Source organism: Streptomyces sp. NPDC002994, from assembly GCF_040611155.1.
Lineage (GTDB): Bacteria > Actinomycetota > Actinomycetes > Streptomycetales > Streptomycetaceae > Streptomyces.
Map to the genome: position 1 here is coordinate 197,210 of NZ_JBEXNQ010000008.1, position 22,694 is coordinate 219,903.

17 protein-coding genes are annotated in these 22,694 nt (G+C 71.4%); 7 read left to right on the forward strand and 10 right to left on the reverse strand.

Going from position 1 to position 22,694, the window contains the following annotated elements:
* Window positions 1-54: 54 nt before the first annotated feature.
* The 4 genes from ABZX79_RS13150 to ABZX79_RS13165 all read right to left on the reverse strand — a co-directional run bounded on the left by ABZX79_RS13150 (window position 55) and on the right by ABZX79_RS13165 (window position 8,521).
* On the reverse strand, window positions 55-1,713 hold the full coding sequence (locus ABZX79_RS13150) for a serine/threonine-protein kinase (RefSeq protein WP_355255408.1): 1,659 nt from the start codon (window positions 1,711-1,713) through the stop codon (window positions 55-57).
* Between the two features lie 75 nt (window positions 1,714-1,788).
* Window positions 1,789-4,485, reverse strand: coding sequence for a protein kinase (locus ABZX79_RS13155; RefSeq protein WP_355255411.1), 2,697 nt, complete (start codon window positions 4,483-4,485; stop codon window positions 1,789-1,791).
* Window positions 4,486-4,635: 150 nt separating this feature from the next.
* Entirely contained in the window at window positions 4,636-6,531 is a 1,896-nt protein-coding gene (locus ABZX79_RS13160) for a serine/threonine-protein kinase (RefSeq protein WP_355255414.1), read from the reverse strand.
* A 271-nt stretch (window positions 6,532-6,802) separates the two neighbouring features.
* Entirely contained in the window at window positions 6,803-8,521 is a 1,719-nt protein-coding gene (locus tag ABZX79_RS13165; protein ID WP_355255417.1) for a glycerol-3-phosphate dehydrogenase/oxidase, read from the reverse strand.
* Window positions 8,522-8,763: 242 nt separating this feature from the next.
* Here ABZX79_RS13165 and ABZX79_RS13170 point away from each other — a divergent pair, with 242 nt between their 5' ends.
* Window positions 8,764-10,026 carry a nucleotide sugar dehydrogenase gene (locus tag ABZX79_RS13170; protein ID WP_355255420.1) on the forward strand — a complete coding sequence of 421 codons (1,263 nt, stop codon included), beginning with the start codon at window positions 8,764-8,766 and terminating at the stop codon, window positions 10,024-10,026.
* 103 nt (window positions 10,027-10,129) lie between these two features.
* Window positions 10,130-10,621, forward strand: coding sequence for a hypothetical protein (locus ABZX79_RS13175; RefSeq protein WP_355255423.1), 492 nt, complete (start codon window positions 10,130-10,132; stop codon window positions 10,619-10,621).
* 85 nt (window positions 10,622-10,706) lie between these two features.
* Here ABZX79_RS13175 and ABZX79_RS13180 read toward each other — a convergent pair whose 3' ends face one another.
* The 4 genes from ABZX79_RS13180 to ABZX79_RS13195 all read right to left on the reverse strand — a co-directional run bounded on the left by ABZX79_RS13180 (window position 10,707) and on the right by ABZX79_RS13195 (window position 15,005).
* Window positions 10,707-11,831: a GuaB3 family IMP dehydrogenase-related protein gene (locus ABZX79_RS13180; protein WP_355255426.1), complete on the reverse strand. Its 1,125-nt coding sequence runs from the start codon at window positions 11,829-11,831 to the stop codon at window positions 10,707-10,709.
* Window positions 11,832-11,937: 106 nt separating this feature from the next.
* A complete protein-coding gene (gene guaB, locus ABZX79_RS13185; protein ID WP_355255429.1) occupies window positions 11,938-13,440 on the reverse strand; it encodes an IMP dehydrogenase in 1,503 nt (500 codons plus the stop codon).
* Window positions 13,441-13,558: 118 nt separating this feature from the next.
* Window positions 13,559-14,134 (reverse strand): sigma-70 family RNA polymerase sigma factor, encoded by a 576-nt coding sequence (locus tag ABZX79_RS13190; protein WP_028812321.1) that lies wholly within the window; start codon window positions 14,132-14,134, stop codon window positions 13,559-13,561.
* Window positions 14,135-14,393: 259 nt separating this feature from the next.
* Complete coding sequence (locus ABZX79_RS13195) at window positions 14,394-15,005, reverse strand: response regulator transcription factor (protein ID WP_003948568.1); 612 nt, start codon at window positions 15,003-15,005, stop codon at window positions 14,394-14,396.
* A 391-nt stretch (window positions 15,006-15,396) separates the two neighbouring features.
* Between ABZX79_RS13195 and ABZX79_RS13200 the strand changes: the two genes are divergently transcribed.
* Window positions 15,397-15,738, forward strand: coding sequence for a WhiB family transcriptional regulator (locus tag ABZX79_RS13200; protein WP_355255433.1), 342 nt, complete (start codon window positions 15,397-15,399; stop codon window positions 15,736-15,738).
* Window positions 15,739-15,788: 50 nt separating this feature from the next.
* Here the strand turns inward: ABZX79_RS13200 and ABZX79_RS13205 are convergent, their stop codons facing one another.
* Complete coding sequence (locus ABZX79_RS13205; protein WP_355255436.1) at window positions 15,789-16,685, reverse strand: LysR family transcriptional regulator; 897 nt, start codon at window positions 16,683-16,685, stop codon at window positions 15,789-15,791.
* Between the two features lie 80 nt (window positions 16,686-16,765).
* On the opposite strand from ABZX79_RS13205, the gene ABZX79_RS13210 reads away from it, so the two are divergent.
* Together ABZX79_RS13210 and ABZX79_RS13215 are read left to right on the forward strand one after the other, a co-directional pair.
* Complete coding sequence (locus tag ABZX79_RS13210) at window positions 16,766-17,422, forward strand: MOSC domain-containing protein (protein ID WP_355255439.1); 657 nt, start codon at window positions 16,766-16,768, stop codon at window positions 17,420-17,422.
* A gap of 70 nt (window positions 17,423-17,492) precedes the next feature.
* Window positions 17,493-18,266: an SDR family oxidoreductase gene (locus tag ABZX79_RS13215; protein ID WP_355255442.1), complete on the forward strand. Its 774-nt coding sequence runs from the start codon at window positions 17,493-17,495 to the stop codon at window positions 18,264-18,266.
* Here ABZX79_RS13215 and ABZX79_RS13220 read toward each other — a convergent pair.
* A complete protein-coding gene (locus ABZX79_RS13220; RefSeq protein ID WP_355255445.1) occupies window positions 18,260-20,017 on the reverse strand; it encodes a DUF2264 domain-containing protein in 1,758 nt (585 codons plus the stop codon). The two genes, ABZX79_RS13215 and ABZX79_RS13220, sit on opposite strands and share 7 nt — an antisense overlap.
* 157 nt (window positions 20,018-20,174) lie before the next feature.
* Here ABZX79_RS13220 and ABZX79_RS13225 point away from each other — a divergent pair, with 157 nt between their 5' ends.
* Together ABZX79_RS13225 and ABZX79_RS13230 are read left to right on the forward strand one after the other, a co-directional pair.
* The gene (locus tag ABZX79_RS13225; RefSeq protein WP_355255448.1) at window positions 20,175-21,275 is read left to right on the forward strand and encodes a substrate-binding domain-containing protein; all 1,101 of its coding nucleotides are present in this window, start codon (window positions 20,175-20,177) and stop codon (window positions 21,273-21,275) included.
* A gap of 99 nt (window positions 21,276-21,374) precedes the next feature.
* On the forward strand, window positions 21,375-22,694 hold the full coding sequence (locus ABZX79_RS13230) for a sugar ABC transporter substrate-binding protein (RefSeq protein ID WP_355255451.1): 1,320 nt from the start codon (window positions 21,375-21,377) through the stop codon (window positions 22,692-22,694).

The following is a 22,694-nucleotide window of genomic DNA, read 5'->3' on the forward strand; positions in this document are numbered from 1 at the left end:
GGCAAATAACCCCTGATCAGGGGCTTGTGCCGGCCCTTGGGCACGGCTGCGGGTCTATCCGCGGGCGAACGAGTCGAGGGCGGTGTCGAAGTGCCGCTTGCCGTCGTCCTGCCTGCGGACCGGCGCCGAGACCGACACCTCGTACATCAGACCGCCCTCCTCCCAGCAGAGGTCGTACGTGTGCAGGTCCTCGTCGCCCGGCTCGAGGCCGTCCCGGACGAACTCCCACAGCGCGGCCGCCAGCCCGTTGTGCGTGGTCCGCGTGACTTTGCCGGCGCGGTAGCCGGGGTGCGTGTCCGGGCCCTTCGTGTGCGCGAGCCGCATCGCGCCGAGCGGGCCGCCCGCTACGGGACTCTGCTGGCGCACGCCGATCCTGATGCTCCTGTCCGGCGACAGGTAGGAGACCTGGTTGTCGTCGGCCGAGCGCCGGTAGCCCTCGGGAACGGCGAGCCTGAAGCCCGCCGGGTCGGTCACCCTCCGGTAACCGGGCGGGGGCATGCGGCCGGGGTCGCCCGTGCCGGTCCGGGTGGGTCCCCCGTCGCCGGTACCCGTCGACACGGTCGAGGTGACCGTACGGGTGTGCGCGCTGTCCGTACGGCCGCCGCCCTGGCTGTCGCCGTCGCCGTCACCGTCGCGCAGGAACAGCGTCGCCGTCGCCGCGCCCGCCGCCGCCATCACGGCGACGAGAACGCCCGCGACGATCGCGCCCCGGACACCGCCGCCCCGCACGGCGCCACTCCGGAGGCCGCCACCCCGCAGGCGCGCCACCTTGTGGGCGAGCGGGACGTACGGCTGGGTGGTCCCGTACGGCTGCGTAGTCCCGTACGGCGTCGCGGCCCTGGGCGTGGTGCCCGTCACGAGGTACGCGAGCAGCAGCCGCTCCGCCTCGGCCGCGCCGAGTCTGCGCTGCGGATCACGCTCCAGAAGGCGCCGTACGACGGGAAGCAGCGGGGCCGCGGCGGCGGGCGGCCGGATGGGGTCGTGCATGACGGCGCACAGGACGCCGCCCAGGGAGTCGCGGTGGAAAGGGGACTCGCCGCTCACCGCCGTGCACAGCAGCACGCCGAGCGACCACATGTCGGAGGCCGGGCCGGCGGCAACGCCCTCCATCCGCTCGGGGGCGGTGTATTCGGGGGATCCGACGAAGGACCCGGCGTCGGTGATCGTCGTACCGCCGTCGAGCCGGGCGATCCCGAAGTCGGTGAGGACGACGCGGCCGCTGCCCGCTTCCAGCAGGACGTTCTCGGGCTTGAGATCACGGTGCAGTACGCCGCGCTCGTGGGCGACGCGGAGTGCGCCGACCAGGGCAAGGCCGATCCGCGCGGCCTCGCGGGTATCGACGGGGCCGTCGGCCGCGATCTTTTCCGCGAGCGTGTCGCCGTCGATCAGCTCCATGATGATGTACGGCAGTTCGGTGCCGGGGTCCTCGACGATGTCGTGCACGACGATCACATGCGGGTGGACCAGCTGGGCCACGGTCCTGGCCTCGCGCAGCGCCCGCTCGCGCCGCAGCTGCGCGTCGGCGGCGGGCAGGCCGGGTTCGTCGCCGCCGAAGTGGAGCTCCTTGACGGCGACCTGCCGGCCGAGCAGCTCGTCGGTCGCCTGCCAGACGGTGCCCATGCCGCCGCGTCCCAGCCGGTCGCCGAGACGGTACCGCCCGGCGATCAGGCGGCTGCCGCCCCCGTCCGCCCCGTCCTCGGTTCCCCCGGTCATCCCGTGTGAGTGGTCCACGTCTCCAGTCCCTGCCCGGCGTCCAAGAGCCCCAAGCGGCGGCCGGTCAGCCGCCCGTCACCCGGTAGGCCGGTAGGCCGCCGTGGCCTGTTCGTAGATCTCGGTGATCTCGTCGCGCTGGGCTTCCGGCCCGATCACCTGGACGACGTGGTAGCGGTCGCCGACGATCATCGCCAGGTTACGGACGTACACATCGCGCCCGCTGCTGTCCTGCCAGGTGAACTGACCCTCCGCCATCGCCTGCCGGCCCACGTCGATGCGGCGCAGGCCGTTCTGGGTCGACCAGGAGGAGTCCCTGACGGGCTGGAGTTCACGCTCCTTCTTGAGCTGGTAGTCCATCGGGTCACTGCCGTTGTCCTTGACGGAGTCGCGGCCGGGGACGATCACCAGCTCGAAGTCGCCGCCCCGGTACCGCACCTGGCCGGCGTCGTTGACCGGGCGCCGCTCCCAGTCCTTGCCGACGACGGTCTGGAAGCCCTCGGGGTCCTTGACGAGCTTGTACCCCTTGGCGACATCGGTGGCCGGGACGGACGTCTGCGCCTGCTGGGAGCTGGGTGTCTTCCGCGCAGGCGGCGGCGTGGACGCGGTCCCGGCGGAGGGGCCGGGGGTGGTGGGCGCGCCGGTGCTCCGGGCGTCGCCCGCGTTCTTCGGGGCGCCCTGACTGCCGTCCTGGTCCTGCTCACCGGCCTTCGGCATGAAGACCAACGCGTAGGTGAGCGCGGCGACGAGACCGAGGAGGATCAGGATCAGGAGCGTACGCCCGAGTGAACGCGGGCCGCCGCGCTGCTTCTTCTGAATCCGCGGCTCCTTGATCCTCGGCTCGCGCGGAGGACGCGGAGCGCGCGGCTCCCGTGTCTGCCGTGGCTCATGGTGAAGCTGCGGCTCTCGCTGGTCCCCCTTGCGCCCGGCCTTGGTCTTCTTGTGCCGGTGGCGGCCGTGCACGTCCGACGAGGATCCGGCGCGGCGCTTGCGTACGAGCTCGCCGCGGCGGCGCACGATCGGAAGGCGCGCGGCGTCGACGGACGGCAGCGGCACGATGTCCGCACCGGCCTCCGGCTCGGGCGCGGACCGTACGAGCGAGCGGAGCCAGCCGCGCAGCTCCTCGAAGTCGGGGCGCTCGGTGGGGTCCTGACGCAGCAGCGACTCGACGACGGGCCGCAGCGGGCCGCACTCCTCGGCGAAGGCGGGCGGCTCGGCGCAGACGAGCTGCACCAGCTCTATGGCGCTCTCCTCCGGGTACGGGGCGTGGCCCTGCACGGTACGGAAGAGGAGCGCGCCCAGGGCCCAGAGGTCGGTCGAGGGGCCGATGGGCGGGGCCAGCTGCCAGTTCTCGTGGACGGAGCCGGCCTGCTCGGGCGCCCAGCGCTCGGTGACGGCGCCGACGACGGCGATCCGCGCCTGCCGGGCCCGCTCGGCGGCGAGCGGGGTGGCGGGCCCCTGATACGCGGGAACGTGCCCGCCCGCCACGAACTCGTCCCAGCTCCGGGCCTGGCCCTGTGCGGGAGAGGCGTGCGCCTCGGCTCCGGCGGGGGCTGGGGAGTGGCTTTGCTGCTGGGCCTGGCCCTGGTCCTGGCCGCGTCGTAGGCCGTCGGCTCGCATTCCGTCGCCTGCGGCGGACCGGGGCACGGCGCCGTGCCAGGAGTCGTCGAAGTCGCCGGGGGCGCCCGGGGGGCGGCTTTCCGGGGTGGCGCTCGGCGCCGCGCCGGGCCCGGAGTGCCAGCCGCTCGCGGTGCCGGGTGCGCCGGGGCGCGTACCGGCGCGGGTGCCGTCCTGCCGGGTGCCGGCGAGTTCAGCGGGCGCGGGAGCGGGGTCGAGGTCGACGTACGGGCTGATGGCGCGCGGGCCCCCGGCCGGACGCGGCGCCGGGCGCTGGACCGGGAGCGAGCCTGTGCCGCCCGGGCGCTGCTCCTCGTTGACCCGGGCCGCCGCACGGGCTCCCGCGCGGTACGCCGCGATGGCTCCGGCGCGCGCGGCGCGGACCTCGGCGGCGGGGCTCCCGCCACCCGCCGGCAACGCGGTACGAACACCGGAGCCGGGATCGGCAGCGGGAGCAGAAGCAGCAGCGCCGCCGTACGACGCGGCCGCCTCGTGTCCCGGAGGCGATCCGGGGACTCCCCAACTGCCGCCGCCCTCCTCCGCGTCCACCGCCGACTCCGTCGGCCCCGGCACCGGGGCGTATCCGCAGAGCGCCTCCTCCGCCGCGCCGGCCGCGAGCCCGGTCAGGACGATGCGGCCGTCGTCGCAGACGAGCACCGTGCGGACGGTGATGTTCCGGTGGGTCCAGCCATGCGCGTGCAGCACCCGCAGGGCAGTCAGCACGTCGGCGGCGATCTCCGCGGCCCGGTAGGGATTCAGCGGCTTCTCGGCGAGCAGCGCCGCCAGCGGCCGCGCCGCGACCAGTTCACTCACTATCCAGAGCGAGCCGCCCTCGGCGAAGACGTCGAAGACCTGGTCGAGCCTCGGGTGGTCGGGAATCTGCGCGGCGGCCTGCGCCGCCTCGATGGCCCGCCGCACGGCAGGGTCGGTCGGCCGCCGCGTCGTACGCCCGGCCGCGCGCCGCTGCGCCGCCGCACCGCCGCCCTCACCGTCCAGGAACTCCGCGTCGACGACCTCGGGTAACGGCACCTGACGGACGAGGACTTCCTGCCCGCTGTACGTGTCGAATGCCCTGGTCTCGACCAGTTCGTACGCGTCGGAAGGCGGCAGCGGAAGGCGGTAGCGGTCGGCAAGTACCCGTCCCGCGTAGTCGTCCACGACGCCTCCCCAGAGCGCACTGTTCCCCGACTCGGCCCGACCGCACCAAGTCGTCAATTCCGGTCGCGTACGGTCAGTCCACGAGCTCTCACGATACGTGGCGGAACCGGGCTGCGCCGCCGGGTCTCGGCAACCCGGCGGTTCCGTACGTCAGTCCTTCGGCTTGAACGTGTCGAACGCGGTCTCCCGCAGCGTCCGGCACTCCTTACCGTCCCACTCGTCCGCCTTGCAGGTCACCATGATCGCGTAGCCGCGCTTCGCGTCGACCTTGAAGCCCCTGTTGAGCACGTGAACCCGCATCCCCGCTTCGTCGCGCTCGAACTCCCAGTCGGCGGTGGTGGGGTAGCCGTTGTAGTCGACGGGCCGTATGCCCAGGTGCTTGTAGTTGTCGCTGGCCGCGGTTACCCCCGCCACGGCCGCGGCCCAGGCCGCCCGCGCGTCTCCACCGGGGCTGTTGGTGAAGTCGACCTGCACGCGCGGATATCCGCCGGCCTTGTTGTATTTGCCGCCGGAGTTGGAGCCCGCTATGCCGTTCCGCGCGAAGCCCTTCGGCATCGCCATCGTGAAGTGGAACCGGTCGTCACTGACCTTGACGTACCCCTCGGGCAGCCCGCCGTCCTTCGGCGGGTCGTCCGTCTTGGAGTCGTCCGCATCGCCCTGGCCGTCGTCGTCGTTGCCGTCGTCGTTGCCGCTGCCCTTGCCGGAGTCGTCACCCGTGGAAGGCACGGGAGACTTGTCACCCTTCCCGCCGTCCGCCTCCTTGCCCTTGTCCGAGTCGCCCGTGGCAGGGCCGCTCGAAGCGGTCGCCGGCTTCTTGGACGTGCCCTGGTCGGTGTCGTCCGGTCCGTTCAGCGCGACCGCGAGCACCGTGCCGAGCACCGCGAGCGCCGCGACCACGGCCACTATCACCAGCGTGCGACGCGGTACGACGTCGGTCAGCGAGGCCCGCGCCGGCGGCCTCGCGCCCGGTCCGGCCTCCGCCAGGGACCGCGCCTGCGCGGCCTGCTTCTGCTTGGCGGCCTGGGCCGTCGCCGCGTTGCGTACGGACTTCAGCGCGCCCCGCACCCGCTCGCTCGCAGCCGGACCCGCGTCCGCCCCGGCGCCGCTCCTGGCCGGCCGCACCGCACTGAGCACGTCCTCGGGTACGGGCGGCAGCGCCACCACCCGCGTAGCCTCCGGCGACGGTTCGGGCTCGTCCGGCTTTTCGGGCAGGTGGATCACGTCGTTGAGGAGGGCGCGCGCACCCGCCTCGTCGAGCCGCTGGTCGGGGTCCTTGGCCAGCAGGCCGTAAATGACCTCTTCCAGCGGGCCCGCGTTCTTGGGCGGGTCGAGCGGCTCGGTCATGACGGCCGTGAGGGTCGCGATCGCGGACCCCTTGTCGTACGGCGGCGTGCCTTCCACCGACGCGTACAGCAGCCCGCCCAGCGACCACAGGTCGGCGGCCGGACCCGGCTTGTGACCACGGGCCCGCTCCGGCGAGATGTACGACGGCGCGCCCACCAGCATGCCGGTCGAGGTGATCGACGGGTCGCCCTCGACCTGTGCGATGCCGAAGTCGGTCAGGACGACGCGGCCGTCCTCGGAGATCAGGACGTTGGACGGCTTCACGTCGCGGTGCAGGATGCCCTGGCGGTGCGCGGCGCGCAGTACGTCGAGGATGGCGAGGCCCACTTCGGCGGCGCGGCGCGGCGTCAGCAGCCCGTCCTGGCGCACGGCGTCGGCGAGCGACTTGCCCTCGATCAGCTCCATGACGATCCACGGCCGGTCGTCCTCGTCGACGACGTCGTAGACGGTCACGGCGCCGTTGTTGCGGATCCGGGCGATCGCCTTCGCCTCACGCAGCGTGCGCGTGATGAGCCGGCGCTTCTCCTCTTCGTCGATGCTCGTGGGGAAGCGCAGTTCCTTCACTGCGACAGTGCGGCCCAGCGTCTCGTCGACGGCGCGCCATACCGTGCCCATGCCGCCCCGGCCGAGCACCTCACCGAGCCGGTACCGCCCAGCGAGAAGACGCCCCTGGGTGTCCTTGGACTGCTCCGCCTCCGACATGCGTCCCCTCTGCGATCCCTGATTTTCGCCCGCGATGGCTGCGTTCCAGGGTGATGCAGTAACACGCCCTGGCAGAGCCTTCATTGTCCCTCACCGCGCGACCGGTCGTGGTCCCGGGTCTCCGCGCCCTGTTCACAGCACGAACAAAAGGGACCACGCGCAGGTCACAGCAGTTTCAGGGCAGCTCCACCGAACCTCCCCGCCACCCCGCCGAGTTCGCCGCATTACGGCCAGTCACCACATCGGCGCGCCGGATCAGCTCAGTGAAGGCTCACTGAATCGGCGCGATGTCCGGCGCCCCCAGCCGCGCCGCGTCGGCCGTCAGATCGTCCGGCTGCCGCTGCGACTCCCGTTCCGCCTCGACCCGCTTCTCGTAGTGCTCGACCTCCTTCGCGATGTGCTCCTTGTCCCACCCCAGCACCGGCGCCATCAGCTCCGCGCACTCGCGCGCACTGCGCGTCCCCCGGTCGAAGGTCTCGATGGAGATGCGCGTACGCCGTGTCAGTACGTCGTCCAGGTGCCGCGCCCCTTCGTGCGAGGCGGCGTACACCACCTCCGCCCGCAGGTAGTCGTCCGCAGCGCTCAGCGGATCGCCCAGCGACGGGTCACGGGCGATCAGCTCCAGCAGTTCCTCGGTCAGCGAGCCGTACCGGTTCAACAGGTGTTCCACCCGCACCACATGAAGCCCCGTCCGCCCCGCGATCCGCGCCCGCGCGTTCCACAGCGCCCGGTACCCCTCGGCCCCGGCGAGCGGCACGTCCTCCGTCACGCACTCGGCGACCCGCTGGTCCAGCGCGTGCACCGCCTCGTCCACGGCGTCCTTCGCCATCACGCGGTACGTCGTGTACTTGCCGCCCGCGACGACGACGAGCCCCGGCACCGGGTGCGCGACCGTGTGCTCGCGCGAGAGCTTGCTGGTGGCGTCCGACTCCCCGGCCAGCAGCGGCCGCAGGCCGGCGTACACGCCCTGCACGTCGTCGCGTGTCAGCGGCACCGCCAGCACCGAGTTCACGTGCTCCAGCAGGTAGTCGATGTCCGCGCTGGACGCCGCCGGATGGGCCTTGTCGAGGTCCCAGTCGGTGTCGGTCGTGCCGACGATCCAGTGCCGTCCCCACGGGATGACGAACAGCACCGACTTCTCGGTCCGCAGGATCAGTCCGGTCGAGGAGTGGATCCGGTCCTTCGGCACCACCAGGTGAATGCCCTTGGACGCCCGCACATGGAACTGTCCGCGCTCCCCGATCAGCGCCTGCGTGTCGTCCGTCCACACGCCGGTCGCGTTGACGACCTGCCGGGCCCGTACCTCGTACTCCCCACCGCCCGAGGTGCCGTCGATGTCCCGCACCCGCGCCCCGACAACCCGCTCGCCCTCCCGCAGGAAGCCGACCACCCGGGCCCGGTTGGCCACGTGCGCGCCGTACTGCGAGGCCGTGCGCACCAGGGTCGTCACATAGCGGGCGTCGTCCATCTGGGCGTCGTAGTACTGCAACGCGCCGACGAGGGCGTCCTTCTTCAGCGCGGGCGCCACCCGCAGGGCGCGCTTGCGCGAGAGATGACGGTGTATCGGCAGTCCGCGCCCGTGTCCGGACGACACCGACATCGCGTCGTACAGCGCCACGCCCGACCCGGCGTACCACCGCTCCCACCCTTTGTGCTGGAGCGGGTAGAGGAACGGCACGGGCTTCACCAGATGGGGCGCGAGGCGCTCCAGCAGCAGTCCGCGTTCCTTCAGGGCCTCCCGTACGAGCGCGAAATCGAGCATCTCCAGATAGCGCAGCCCGCCGTGGATCAGCTTGCTCGACCGGCTCGACGTGCCCGAGGCCCAGTCCCTCGCCTCGACCAGTCCGGTCCCGAGCCCGCGCGTGACGGCGTCGAGAGCCGTCCCCGCACCGACCACTCCCGCGCCCACGACAAGCACGTCCAGTTCACGCTCGGCCATCGCCGCGAGCGCCTCGGCGCGCTCGGCGGGTCCCAGTGTCGCTGTCCTCACTGCTGCCTCCCGTAGTGGTCGGGGTGGCCGGGATCACATCCCGGCCCCCTCGATTCTGTCTGCGCCGCCCGACTTCAGCCACCGCCTGTGGACGGCTGTGGACAACACTCCCGCGCCCCGGCCTCGCACAATGCCGGATAACGGTCATATTTACGCTTAGTCTGAAATTGCGCTCGCCCGAACTGTCCACAGGGCTTGCCTGTTGCCTCCCCTCCGGCTATTGGGAAGGACGGCCCACCGCCATGCCCGCAGATCTCGCCGTCATCGGACTCGGCCACCTCGGCCTGCCCCTCGCCCAGGCCGCAGTCGCCTCCGGCATCGACACCATCGGCTACGACACCGACCCACGCCTCCTGGCCGACCTGGCAGCGGGGCGCGCCCCGGCCGACGGCTCCCTCACCGCCGCCGACCTGCGCCGCATGCTCGCCGGAGGCTTCCGCACCGTCACCACCCCGGCCGAGCTCGGCCGGGTCCGTACCGCCGTCATCTGCGCCCCCACCCCGCTCGGCGCCGACCGTACGCTCGACCTGAGCGCCGTCGGCGACGCCGCCAGGGCCCTGGCGGCGCAACTGCGCGCGCACACCACCGTGCTGCTCGAATCCGCCGCATACCCCGGCACCACGGAAGAATTCCTGCGCCCCATCCTCGAAGAAGGCTCCGGGCTGCGGGCCGGCCGCGATTTCCACCTGGCCTACTCCCCCAGCCGGGTGGACCCGGGCAACCGGCTGCGCCCTTACGCCGGCACCCCGCAGGTCATCGGCGGCCTCACCCCCGCCTGCACCGAATCGGCCGCCGCCTTCTACGGGCGCCTCACCGACAAGGTGGTCCGCGCGCGCGGTCCGCGCGAGGCCGAGACCGTCGGCGTACTCGAAACGAACTACCGGCACGTCAACATCGCCCTGGTGAATGAAATGGCCGTGCTCTGCCACGACCTCGGGGTCGACCTGTGGGACGTCATCCGCTGCGCCGAGACCAAGCCCTTCGGCTTCCAGGCGTTCCGCCCCGGCCCCGGCGTCGGCGGCCACGGCGTCCCCGTCGACCCCAACTACATCCCCCACAGCAGCCGCACCCCCGGCCACCCGCTCCGCATGGTCGGCCTGGCGCAGGAAATCAACGGCCGCATGCCGCAGTACGTCATCCAGCGCTGTGCCACGCTCCTCAACGAGCACGGAAAATCCGCCCGGGGCGCCCGCGTTCTGCTCCTGGGCATCACGTACAAGCCGGATCTCGCCGACCAGCAGGGCTCCCCCGCGCAGGAGATCGCCACCCGCCTGATGGACCTGGGCGCCCAGGTGGGCTACCACGACCCGCACGTCCCCGACTGGCGCGTACGCGACGTCCCGGTCCCCCGCGCCGACTCCCTCTACGAGGCGGCCGCCAACGCGGACCTGACGGTGCTTCTGCAGAACCACCGCACGTACGACCTCCAGGCCCTCGCGGTGAAGGCCCAGCTCCTCCTCGACACCCGGGGCGCGTCCCCGACGGGAGCCAGCCACCGCCTCTGAGCGCCGGAGGCCCGGAATTCCCCGGTCGCCTGTCGTACGGGGCTGCTAGCCTGCGGCGTCATTTACCGCACACCTGTGCGCTTGCGTCCCTGGGGGATTTCAGATGAGCCAGCCCGTACCGCCGCCGTCGTCCGGCAACCCGTTCGCCGACGGCGCCGCCTACCCGCAGGCCCCGGCCCCGGCTGCCCCGGCGCGCGACAACGTCGCCCTCGGCGTCGCGGCCGCCTTCGCCGCAGCGCTCGTCACCGCCGGGATCTACGGCGGCATCATCGGCGCCACCGAGTACCAGATCGGCTTCGCGGCCGTCGGCGTCGGCTACCTCATCGGCCTCGTGGCGGGCAAGGTCGGCGGCAGCAACCCCGCCCTGCCGGTGGTGAGCGCGATCCTGTCGCTGGGCGCGGTCTACCTCGGCCAGCTGCTGGGCCTGGCGATCGCCGTCTCCGACGTGCTCCGCCTCACCGTGACGGAGCTCTTCTTCGAGAACCTCGAGCTGCTGACCATGGGCTGGAAGGAGGAGGCGGGACCGATGTCCTTCCTCTTCCTCGCCATAGGCGCATACGCTGCCTTCTCGGCCGCGAAGAAGTCGGCCGGCTGACCGCCCTCCCCACCCGCACGCACGCGAAAGGGCCCGGACCATCGCGGTCCGAGCCCCTTCTCGCGTTTCCGCGTACGCCGGTCCGTCAGCGCTTGTGCTCGGCCGGGGAGACCGTCACCTCGACGCGCTGGAACTCCTTGAGCTCGCTGTAGCCCGTCGTCGCCATCGAGCGGCGCAGCGCGCCGAAGAAGTTCATCGAGCCGTCCGGGATGTGCGAGGGGCCGGTGAGGATCTCCTCAGTCGTGCCGACCGCGCCCAGGTCCATCCGCTTTCCGCGCGGCACGTCCTCGTGGACGGCCTCCATGCCCCAGTGGTGACCGCGGCCCGGCGCGTCCGTCGCGCGCGCCAGCGGGGAGCCCATCATCACGGCGTCCGCGCCGCAGGCGATGGCCTTCGGCAGGTCGCCGGACCAGCCCACGCCGCCGTCGGCGATGACGTGGACGTACCGGCCGCCGGACTCGTCCATGTAGTCGCGGCGGGCCGCGGCCACATCGGCGACGGCGGTCGCCATCGGGACCTGGATGCCGAGCACGTTGCGCGTGGTGTGCGCGGCGCCGCCGCCGAAGCCGACGAGGACGCCGGCCGCGCCCGTACGCATCAGGTGCAGCGCGGCGGTGTACGTCGCGCAGCCGCCCACGATGACCGGGACGTCGAGCTCGTAGATGAACTGCTTGAGGTTCAGCGGCTCGGCGGCGCCCGACACGTGCTCGGCGGAGACCGTGGTCCCGCGGATCACGAAGATGTCGACACCGGCGTCGACGACGGCCTTGGAGAACTCGGCCGTACGCTGCGGAGACAGCGCGGCGGCGGTGACGACACCCGAGTCGCGCACCTCCTTGATGCGCTGCCCGATCAGGTCCGCCTTGATGGGGGCGGCGTAGATCTCCTGGAGGCGGCGGGTCGCGGTCTCGTCGTCGAGCTCCGCGATCTCCTGGAGCAGCGGCTCCGGGTCCTCGTACCGCGTCCACAGACCTTCGAGGTTCAGTACGCCCAGACCGCCCAGCTCACCGATGCGGATCGCGGTCTGCGGCGAGACGACCGAGTCCATCGGAGCGGCCAGGAACGGCAGCTCGAAACGATAGGCGTCGATCTGCCAGGCGATCGAGACCTCCTTCGGGTCCCGGGTGCGCCGGCTCGGCACGATGGCGATGTCGTCGAACGCGTACGCCCTGCGGCCGCGCTTGCCGCGCCCGATCTCGATCTCAGTCACGTGTGTGGCCTTTCCCTCTTGGTATGCCGTTCCAGTATCCCCGACACGCACACGAGGGGCGGCCCCGGGAATCTCCGGGGCCGCCCCTCAGCGTGTACGTGCGAGGTTACTTCCTGCTGTAGTTCGGTGCTTCGACCGTCATCTGGATGTCGTGCGGGTGGCTCTCCTTGAGACCCGCCGAGGTGATCCGTACGAACCGGCCGTTCTGCTGAAGCTCCGGAATCGTCCGGCCGCCGACATAGAACATCGACTGACGCAGGCCGCCCGCGAGCTGGTGCACGACGGCGGACAGCGGGCCCCGGTAGGGCACCTGGCCCTCGATGCCCTCGGGCACGAGCTTGTCGTCGGTGCCGACGCCCTCCTGGAAGTAACGGTCCTTGGAGTACGACTTGGCCTGGCCGCGGGACTGCATCGCGCCGAGCGAGCCCATGCCGCGGTACGACTTGAACTGCTTGCCGTTGATGAAGAGCAGCTCGCCGGGCGACTCCTCGCAGCCCGCGAGCAGCGAGCCGAGCATCACGGTGTCGGCGCCCGCGACGATCGCCTTCGCGATGTCGCCGGAGTACTGGAGGCCGCCGTCGCCGATGACCGGCACACCGGCCGCCTTCGCGGCGAGCGCGGCCTCGTAGATCGCGGTGACCTGCGGGACGCCGATGCCGGCGACCACACGGGTCGTACAGATGGAGCCCGGTCCGACACCGACCTTGATGCCGTCGCAGCCGGCGTCGATGAGGGCCTGGGCGCCGTCGCGGGTGGCGACGTTGCCGCCGATGACGTCGACCGTGGCGTTCGACTTGATCTTGGCGACCATGTCACCGACCAGGCGGGAGTGACCGTGCGCGGTGTCGACGACGATGAAGTCGACGCCCGCCTCGATGAGTGCCTGGGCGCGCTCGTACGCGTCACCGGCGACACCCACGGCCGCGCCGACGAGCAGCCGGCCCTCGGCGTCCTTGGCGGCGTTCGGGTACTTCTCGGCCTTGACGAAGTCCTTGACCGTGATGAGGCCCTTGAGGATGCCCGCGTCGTCGACCAGCGGAAGCTTCTCGATCTTGTGGCGGCGCAGCAGCTGGACCGCGTCGACGCGGGAGATGCCGACCTTGCCCGTGACGAGCGGCATCGGCGTCATGATCTCGCGGACCTGGCGCGCGCGGTCGGTCTCGAAGGCCATGTCGCGGTTGGTGACGATGCCGAGCAGCTTGCCCGCCGCGTCCGTCACCGGAACGCCGCTGATGCGGAACTTGGCGCACAGCTCGTCGGCCTCGCCGAGCGTGGTGTCCGGGCGCACGGTGATCGGGTCGGTCACCATGCCGGACTCGGAGCGCTTGACGAGGTCGACCTGGTTGGCCTGGTCGGCGATCGAGAGGTTGCGGTGCAGGACACCGACGCCGCCCTGGCGGGCCATGGCGATGGCCATGCGCGCCTCGGTGACCTTGTCCATCGCGGCGGACAGCAGCGGGACGTTCACCCGTACGTTCTTCGAGATGTACGAGGAAGTGTCGATCTGGTCGGGGGCCATGTCCGACGCGCCAGGCAGCAGCAGCACGTCGTCGTAGGTAAGCCCGAGCATCGCGAACTTCTCGGGCACTCCATCGACGTTGGCAGTCATGCCTGACACCTTCCCAAATGGTCTTGCTCGGCGCGGATGTCCATGCTAACGGGATCGCACGGTGTCTCATTCCACGAGCAAGATCACCCACAGACTTTGTACGTTCGTACGGCAGGTGCTATTGCCCCGCGAGCGCCCGCAGCCGGCTGAGCGCCCGATGCTGCGCGACCCGCACGGCACCTGGGGACATGCCCAGCATCTGCCCCGTCTCCTCGGCGGTGAGCCCCACCGCGACCCGCAGCACGAGCAGCTCGCGCTGCGCCTGGGGAAGATTTGCCAGGAGTTTCTTCGCCCACTCGGCGTCGCTGCTGAGCAGCGCGCGCTCCTCGGGGCCGAGGGAGTCGTCGGGCCGCTCCGGCATCTCGTCGGACGGCACGGCGGTCGACCCGGGGTGCCGCATCGCGGCGCGCTGGAGGTCGGCGACCTTGTGCGCGGCGATGGCGAAGACGAAGGCCTCGAAGGGCCTGCCGGTGTCCTTGTAGCGCGGCAGCGCCATGAGGACCGCGACGCAGACTTCCTGCGCCAGGTCCTCGACGAAGTGGCGGGCATCACCGGGCAGCCGGCTCAGCCGGGTGCGGCAGTACCGCAGGGCCAGCGGGTGGACCCGGGCCAGCAGATCGTGCGTCGCCTGCTCGTCGCCCTCGACGGCACGTCGGACGAGTGCACCGATCACCGTCGTCTCGTCGTCGCGCATCGGTCCATGGTGCCTTGACACCGAACCATCCGCGGCACCACGTCCGTAGTTGTGCACCGAAGCGTTATGAGCAGGTACGCCGGAACTCATCTCCTGAGCCCTCCCCTCCCGCTCGACCGAATCGTCCCTGAGGAACTCCACCCCTCAAGGATGCGGCATCGGCGACGGAAAGGGGCACGGGCGTCCGTCACCCCGCCCGCCGGACGGCGGACGGGGCACGTCGTAACAGCAGCCGCGCGGGAGCGCACCGGCCCCGGTCCTAACGGACCAGGCCCCAGCGGAATCCGAGCGCGACCGCGTGCGCCCGGTCCGAGGCGCCGAGTTTCTTGAAGAGCCGCCGGGCGTGGGTCTTGACCGTGTCCTCCGAAAGGAAGAGCTCACGGCCGATCTCCGCGTTGGAGCGTCCGTGGCTCATACCTTCGAGCACCTGGATCTCACGGGCCGTGAGCGTCGGCGCCGCACCCATCTCCGCCGACCTGAGCCGGCGCGGGGCGAGCCGCCAGGTCGGGTCGGCGAGCGCCTGGGTGACGGTCGCACGCAGTTCGGCGCGCGAGGCGTCCTTGTGCAGGTAGCCGCGGGCACCGGCGGCGACCGCGAGCGCGACTCCGTCGAGGTCTTCGGCAACCGTGAGCATGATGATCCGGGCGCCCGGGTCTGCGGAGAGCAGCCGGCGCACGGTCTCGACGCCGCCCAGACCGGGCATGCGTACGTCCATCAGAATCAGGTCCGAGCGGTCGGCGCCCCAGCGGCGGAGGACTTCCTCGCCGTTCGCCGCTGTCGTCACGCGCTCCACACCGGGCACGGTCGCGACCGCCCGGCGGAGCGCCTCTCGGGCAAGCGGGGAGTCGTCGCAGACGAGGACGGATGTCATGACTGTCCTCCGCGGCTCTCACAGCTGCTGCGCGTCACCTTGAGCCTCCAGGCTGGTACATATTTCGTCACCTGTGCGATTGACGCTCTCGGACACTTGCCCGATCGCTTGTTCTTTCAACCGCCTCGCACTCTCAACGACGGTCACTCGAAAGAGTTACGGGTCGGACGGCCGCCATCGGCACTCTACGTGAGGGCTCGGTTGCAGAGAAGCGCATCAGGGGTTGCCATGCCCCCTAAGTAAAGCTATGCCCCATTTAGCGGCTTTTCTTCCGTTTTGCTGGTGTCTGTGGCTAGATTCGCAATGAGTCATATTTACATCTACTTGCACAAGTAGATGCCGCCTCACGGTCCAGACGCACTCTCGATGCATCGATGCAAGGGGACAAGCAATGGCAGATTTCTCCCGCCTTCCCGGACCCAACGCCGATCTGTGGGACTGGCAGCTGCTCGCAGCGTGCCGCGGGGTGGACAGCTCGCTCTTCTTTCATCCGGAGGGAGAGCGGGGCGCGGCGCGGAGTGCGCGTGAGAACTCGGCTAAGGAGGTTTGCATGAGGTGCCCGGTACGCGCGGAGTGTGCGGCGCACGCCCTTGCGGTGCGTGAGCCCTACGGCGTATGGGGCGGGCTGACCGAGGACGAGCGAGAAGAGCTGATGGGCCGCGCGCGCAACCGCCTCATCACGGCTGCGCCGGGACCGGCCGCGCACGCCGACCCCATGAAGCCAACCCTCTGAAGGAACGTTTCTGCGCCGAGGACCGCACCGGCCCCCCGCATCGACCCCACTCAGCGAGCCGCAGCCAGCGCCAGCTGGTCGAGCGTGGCCGCCACCGCCGGCACCTGAGCCAGGTCCGGGAGCGTGAGCGCCACGATCTCGCGCCGCACGGCCGGCTCCACCGCCACGGTGCGCGCACCCTTCGGACGTACCGACTCCAGCGCCAGTTCAGGCAGGACCGCGACCCCCAGGCCGGCGCCGACCAGGCCGATCACGGCCGGGTAGTCGTCGGTCGCGAAATCGATCCGGGGCGTGAACCCCGCGCTCTCGCACGCCTCGACCAGCTGCCTGCGGCAGCGCGGGCAGCCCGCGATCCACGGCTCGTCGGCCAGTTCCCCGATGCCGACCTGCCCGGCCTCCGCGAGCCGGTGCCCCTCGGGGACCAGGCCGACGAGACGGTCGGTGAGCAGCGGGCGTACGACCAGGTCGTTCCAGTCCTCGGTGGCGCCTCCGGGCCCGTAGCGGAACGCCAGCGCCACGTCGCAGTCGCCCTCGCGCAGCATCTCGACCGAGCGCGGGGGCTCCGCGTCGACCAGTGACACGCGGGTGCCGGGGTGGGCGGCGCGCAGGGCGGCCAGCGCGGTGGGGACGAGGGTGGAGCTGCCGCTGGGGAACGACACCAGGCGTACGCGTCCGGCGCGCAGGCCCGCGATGGCGGCGACCTCCTCCTCGGCGGCGGTCAGCCCGGCGAGGATGCCGGCCGCGTGCCGGACCAGGACCTCGCCTGCCTGGGTGAGGCGCATCTCGCGGCCCGTACGGATGAGCAGCGTGGTACCCGCGGACAGTTCGAGGGCCTTCATCTGCTGGCTCACGGCGGGCTGCGTGCAGCCGAGTTCGCGCGCGGCGGCGGAGAAGGAGCCGGTGGCGGCCACGGCGCGCAGGATGCGGAGATGACGGGCTTCGATCACCCTTCAAGCATAAGCGCCTCTTGGACTTGTCGCAGAATAATGGCGAGCGACTTTGAGTCATGGCCGGTTAACGTTCGGCCATGAAGCTTCTGACCGTGAATACGGGCCGGGCCCAGGCCGTGGCTTACGCCGACACTCTGGGTGGCACGACCGGGATCCACAAACAGCCCGCCGATGGCCCCGTACGGGTGGTGGCGCCCGGGCCCAAGGGCGTCGGGGGCAGTGGGCTGGTGGGGGACGCGGTGTGCGACACGCGCCACCACGGCGGGAACGACCAGGCGGTGTACGCCTTCGCGCGCGAGGACCTCGACGGCTGGGAGCGGGAGCTGGGGCGCCCGCTTCCCAACGGCTCGTTCGGCGAGAACCTCACCACCCTCGGACTCGACGTGAACGGCGCGCTCATCGGCGAACGCTGGCGCGTCGGCGCCGACTTGGTCCTGGAGGTTTCCTCCAGCCGCGTTCCGTGCCGTACGTTCGCCGACGCCCTCGGCGAGAAGGGCTGGGTCAAGCGCTTCACGCGGCAGGCCGCGCCCGGGGCGTACCTGCGGGTGATCGAGCCCGGCGAGATACGGGCGGGCGACGCCGTCGAGATCGTGCACCGTCCCGACCACGACGTCACGGTCAGCGTGGAGTTCCGGGCCAATACGACGGAGCGCGAGTTGCTGCCGCGCATCCTCGCGGCGGGTGAGGCGCTGCACCCGGACGCGCTGGCGGCCGCGCGCAAGTACGTCTCCTGACAGTCCTGGGCCGCAAAGCCTGGCGGGCGGGGCGGGCGGCAGGGATATGCGGGGCACTAACGTGCCCCGCATGACGACTGCACTGATTACCGGAGCAACAGCAGGCATCGGCGCCGCCTTCGCGCGGCGCCTCGCCACGGACGGGCACAACCTGGTGCTGGTGGCCCGCGACACCGAGCGGCTCCGGGAACAGGCGACGGAGCTGCACGATCTGCACGGCATCGAGGCGGAGGTGCTGACCGCGGACCTGTCGACGGACGCCGGGATCGCGGCGGTCGAGGAGCGGTTGTCCGATCGCAGACATCCGGTGGACCTGCTGGTCAACAACGCGGGGTTCGGCAACAAGGGGCGCTTCCTCGAAGTGTCCATGGCCGACGAGCTGACGATGCTGAAGGTGCACTGCGAGGCGGTTCTGCGGCTGACTGCCGCTGCCACGGCCGGGATGAAGGAGCGGGGGCGCGGCGGCGTCGTCAACGTCGCGTCCGTCGCCGCCTTCGTACCGCGCGGGACGTACGGCGCCTCGAAGGCGTGGGTCGTGCAGTTCACGCAGGGCGCGGCCCGGGACCTGGCGGGGAGCGGGGTACGGCTGATGGCGCTGTGCCCCGGTTTCGTACGTACGGAATTCCATGAGCGGGCCGGGATGGGGACGGACAACATCCCGGGATGGATGTGGCTCGACGCGGACAAGCTGGTGGCGGCGGCGATGGGTGATCTGGCGCGCGGGAAGACGGTGTCGGTGCCGGACCCCCGGTACAAGGCGCTGATGGGCGCGGTGAAGCTGGCGCCTCGCGGCCTGCTGGGAGGGATCACTTCGAAGACGGGCCGGAAGTACGGACCTCAGTGACCCAGGCGCAGTTCGGCGGTTGACCCGTCCCGCCAGGTGACCTCGATGGTGTGGCCGGTGATCCGGACGTCGGCGAGGGTGCTGACGGGCGCCGGGTCCGGCTCGGCGGTGAGGGATGCCAGGGCGACGAAGAGCGTGTCGCCGGCCGTGGTGCGGCCGTCGAGGGCGGCGGTACGGGTGCGGGGGGCGGCCAGGGTCGAGCCGGTGGCGAGCTCGCGCGCGCCCGTGTAGCCGTGGAGCGGGTGGAGCTGGGCGGTCACCCGGTCGTCGCAGGCCCAGCCGGTCTGGCGTACGGGGGTGCCCTCCGGGGCCCCGGTGACGAGGTGGGCGCGGAGTTCGGCGCGGCCGTGGGCGGCGGTCGCTGACGCGACGCGGATGCCGGGGGCGGGGGTGTGCGCGGAGGCGGCCCAGCCGCGGCCGCCTGGCAGAGGGCCGGCCGGGCCGCGTTGGGTCCAGGCGCCGTCGATGCGCAGGGCGAAGTGGTTGTCGGGGCTGTCGTGGGTCGGGCCCGTGCGGGTGGAGTACGCGAAGCGGGCGTAGCCGGGGTCCTCGCCCGGGCCGACGTGGTTGCTGCCGTGGTTGTGGAGGCGTACGAGACCGTCGGCGGCCGTGGACTGGATCAGCATGTTCGGCGGACCGAGGGTGGTGACGGCGTCCCGGGTCTCGGCGGGCAGCGGCTCTTCGGGGTCGGTCCAGGCCGGGTGGCCGGCCGGGAGCAGCAAGCCGAGGAAGCCCTTGGCGGCCCAGTAGGGGGAGGCCGGGCCCGAGTAGCCCTGGATGACCGGGTCGTACGGGCCGTGCCAGCCGAGCGTCAGCAGTCCGTCGGCGCCGACGGCGCCCCGGTCGAGGAAGTAGCGCAGGGTGCCGGAGGCGAGGCGGCGGGTGGCGCCCGGGGTGAGGGGAGTGTGGCCGGTGAGTGCGCCGAGCCAGGGGGCGGCCGCGGCGGCGAAGCGGTAGGTGAGGGAGCGGCCGTACGGCATGGGGGCGCCGTTGGCGTCGAACATCCTCGTCTCGGCTTCGAGTTGGGCGCGCAGGCGCGGGCCGTAGCGGGCGAGGAGTGTTTCGTCGCCCGCGAGGTGGGCGTGCAGGACGGGATAGAAGTGCAGGGCCCAGGCGTTGTAGTGGTCGAAGGCGCGGTGGGGGCCGTCGCTGTACCAGCCGTCGCCGAGGTGCCATTCCTCGATGCGGGCGAGGGAGCGGTCGATGGTGGCCCGCGCGCGGTCGGTCTCGATGCCGATGTCCTGGAGGAACCCGGCGACGGTGAGGCCGAAGAGCCACCAGTTGTTGTCGACGGGGGACGGGGCGAGGGCGGGCAGCAGCCAGTCGACGGCGCGGGCGCGGGTGTGTTCGTCGAGGGTGTCCCAGAGCCAGGGGCGGGTGAGGCGCAGGGCGAGCGCGATGGAGGCGGATTCGACGACGGCCTGGCGTACGTCGGCCATGAGCGGCCAGGACTCGGGGGCCGCGGGTGTCAACTCGATGTCGTTGACCGGGTTTTCGGTGCCGGCGATGAGGCCTTCGGCGTAGCGGGCGAGGTGGCCGTGCGGGTCGTGTCCGTTGGCGCCGGCTACCCGGAAGGCGGCGAGCAGGAACGTACGGGCATAGCCTTCGAGGCCGTCGGAGCGGGGCCCGGACCAACTGGGGCGGGAGCCGGGGAGGTTGATCAGGGCGCGGCGCGGGGTGGCGTACGGGCGTACGGCCAGCAGGAGCCGGTCCGCCGTCGATTCCCAGTCGTCGCGGCTCTCGAACGGCATGATGCTCCCCTGGTCGCCGGAGTCCGGGTCGGAATCCAGGCCGGAATCTAGAAGCTGGATTGATCGAACGTCAATGGATTGCGGTTGAATGATCGAAACTCCTATCGTTCGATCACACTGGTTTCTGCACCACACACTGCCGAGGGGGACTGCCGCCGTGCGCGAGAGTGCTGCTGAACGTCACAACCGACTGCTGGGCCTGGTACGGGAACGGGGCTCGGCCCGCGTCTCCGATCTCGCCGGCCAACTGGGTGTCTCGCCCGTCACGGTGCGCCGGGACGTGGAGGAGCTGGCCGGGCGGGGGCTGCTCGACCGGGTGCACGGGTCGGTGTCGTGGCCGCGGGAGCAGGGTGCTCCGGCCCCGACGGCCGCGGGCTCCGGCAGTGGTCTGGTGCTCGGCATGCTGGCTCCCTCGGCGACGTACTACTTCGCCGAGGTCATCCGGGGTGCGCACGAGGCCGCCGCCCGGGCCGGGGCCCGGCTGATCCTGCGGATCTCGGACTACCGCCCGGAGGAGGACCACGCGCGCACCGACGGGCTGCTGGCGGCGGGAGCCGAGGGGCTGCTGGTGGCGCCGGGGTGGCGGCGGCCGGGCGACCCGGCGGCGTACGGCGACTGGATCGCCTCGCTGCCCGTGCCCACCGTGCTGCTGGAGCGGCAGCCGGCGGCGGGGTCGCCGCTGGACGGGCTGGACCGGGTCTGTTCGGACCACCGGCACGGGGTGCTGCTGGCCGTGCGCCACCTGATGGAGCTGGGGCACGGGGCGCCGCTGCTGATGGCCCGCGACGACTCGCCGACGGCTCTCGCGGTGCGTTCCGGGTACGCGGAGGCCCTGGGCGTGCTGGGGGTGCGGGCTCCGCAGGCCGTGATCGATTCCGTACCGGCGGAGGTGCACCCGGACCGCTTCGAGGCGGCGGTGCAGGCACTGCGGGCGGCCGTGACGTCGGGGGCGGCGACGGCAGCGCTGATCCACAACGACGTGGACGCGATCCAGGTGGTGCAGCGGCTGGCGGAGCTGGGCGTGCGGGTGCCGAAGGATCTGGCGGTGATCGCGTACGACGACGAGGTCGCGGCGCTCGCGGACACCCCGCTGACGGCGGTGGCGCCGCCGAAGCGCGAGGTGGGGCGGCATGCGACCGGGCTACTGGTGGAGCGGCTCGGGCAGGCGTGGGGGGCGGGCGGGGAAGAGCCGCGGCGCCACCTGACGCTGCTTCCGCAGCTGCGCGTACGGGGATCCTGCGGAGCCTCATCGATCTGATCTTTTTTCGATCAATCAATCTTTCGCTCTTGACTTCGCTCAGCGCTGGCTCAAGGATCACGGCCAACGCCAGTGTCGCCGCCCGTCAGGAGCCGTGCCGTGAGCCCCAGTTGGAAAAGAACGTCCCATGTCATAGTCGGTGCCGCCACCGCCCTCGCCGTTCTCACGGCCTGCGGCGGCAGCGGCAGCACCGCCGGTGGTGACGAGAAAGAGAAGTCGGTCTCGATCACCTTCTGGGGCTGGGCCAAGGGCTCGAAGGAGGTGGTCGACGCCTTCAACGCCTCGCACAAGGACATCCAGGTGAAGTTCGAGGAGATCCCCTCCGGCAACGCCGGCGGCTACGCCAAGATCTCCAACGCGGTGAAGGCGGGCAACTCCCCCGACCTGGTCTCCATCGAGTACCCGATGCTCCCCGAGTTCGTCAGCCAGGGCTCGCTCCAGGACATCAGCGGTCACCTCACCGACGACGTGAAGAAGAAGTTCCTGCCGCAGGCGGTCGAGCTGACCACTCTCGGCGGCAAGAACTGGGCCGTCCCCTTCGACGCCTCGCCGCAGGCCTTCTACTACCGCAAGGACGTGTTCAAGAAACACGGCGTCGAAGTCCCCAAGACGTGGGACGAGTTCCGCGAGGCCGCCGAGAAGGTCAAGAAGGCCGACAAGAAGGCGCGCATCGGCACCTTCTTCCCTGACGACCCGACCACCTTCCAGGCGATGGCCTGGCAGGCCGGTGCCCAGTGGTTCAAGGCTGAGGGTGACACCTGGAAGGTCGACACGACCGACGCGGCTACTTCAAAGGTGTCGGCGTACTGGCAGGGTCTCCTCGATGACGACCTGGTCCGCAACAACGCCTCCTTCAGCCCGGAGTGGACCAACTCCCTCAAGAGCGGCGGCACCATCGGCTACCTCGGCGCCTCCTGGGGCGCGGGTGTTCTCGCGGGCACCCTGCCCGAGCAGGGCGGCAAGTGGGCCGTCGCCCCGATGCCGTCCTGGGACGGCAAGCCGGCCAGCGGCATGCTGGGCGGCTCCACCTTCGCGGTGACCAAGGACAGCAAGAAGACCGAGGCAGCGGTCGAGTTCGCGAAGTGGATGACGACCACTGAGGACGGCGTCAAGGCCCGGATCGCCTCCGGTACGTCGAGCGCTTTCCCGGCAGCGGCCGAGCTGCGCCCGGCGGCCAAGGAGGCGTTCGACGCGACGTACTACGGCGGCCAGGACATCTACCAGGTCTTCGAGGACGCCGGCGCCTCCATCACCCCCAACTGGGCGTGGGGCCCGAGCACCGGCACCACCAACACCGTCATCAAGGACGAGTTCGGCAAGGTCACGAACGGCGGCGCGACGATCGCCGACGCGGTCGAGGCCGGGCACGAAGCGACCGTCTCCGAGCTGAAGAAGCGCGGCCTGAAGGTAGAGGGCTGA

Excerpts from the sequence above, each read along its gene's own strand:
- ABZX79_RS13150 (WP_355255408.1), bottom strand. The coding sequence starts at position 1,713 with ATGACCGGGGGAACCGAGGACGGGGCGGACGGGGGCGGCAGCCGCCTG.
- ABZX79_RS13160 (WP_355255414.1), bottom strand. The coding sequence starts at position 6,531 with ATGTCGGAGGCGGAGCAGTCCAAGGACACCCAGGGGCGTCTTCTCGCT.
- ABZX79_RS13170 (WP_355255420.1), top strand. The coding sequence starts at position 8,764 with ATGCCCGCAGATCTCGCCGTCATCGGACTCGGCCACCTCGGCCTGCCC.
- ABZX79_RS13175 (WP_355255423.1), top strand. The coding sequence starts at position 10,130 with ATGAGCCAGCCCGTACCGCCGCCGTCGTCCGGCAACCCGTTCGCCGAC.
- guaB (WP_355255429.1), bottom strand. The coding sequence starts at position 13,440 with ATGACTGCCAACGTCGATGGAGTGCCCGAGAAGTTCGCGATGCTCGGG.
- ABZX79_RS13190 (WP_028812321.1), bottom strand. The coding sequence starts at position 14,134 with ATGCGCGACGACGAGACGACGGTGATCGGTGCACTCGTCCGACGTGCC.
- ABZX79_RS13195 (WP_003948568.1), bottom strand. The coding sequence starts at position 15,005 with ATGACATCCGTCCTCGTCTGCGACGACTCCCCGCTTGCCCGAGAGGCG.
- ABZX79_RS13200 (WP_355255433.1), top strand. The coding sequence starts at position 15,397 with ATGGCAGATTTCTCCCGCCTTCCCGGACCCAACGCCGATCTGTGGGAC.
- ABZX79_RS13210 (WP_355255439.1), top strand. The coding sequence starts at position 16,766 with ATGAAGCTTCTGACCGTGAATACGGGCCGGGCCCAGGCCGTGGCTTAC.
- ABZX79_RS13215 (WP_355255442.1), top strand. The coding sequence starts at position 17,493 with ATGACGACTGCACTGATTACCGGAGCAACAGCAGGCATCGGCGCCGCC.
- ABZX79_RS13220 (WP_355255445.1), bottom strand. The coding sequence starts at position 20,017 with ATGCCGTTCGAGAGCCGCGACGACTGGGAATCGACGGCGGACCGGCTC.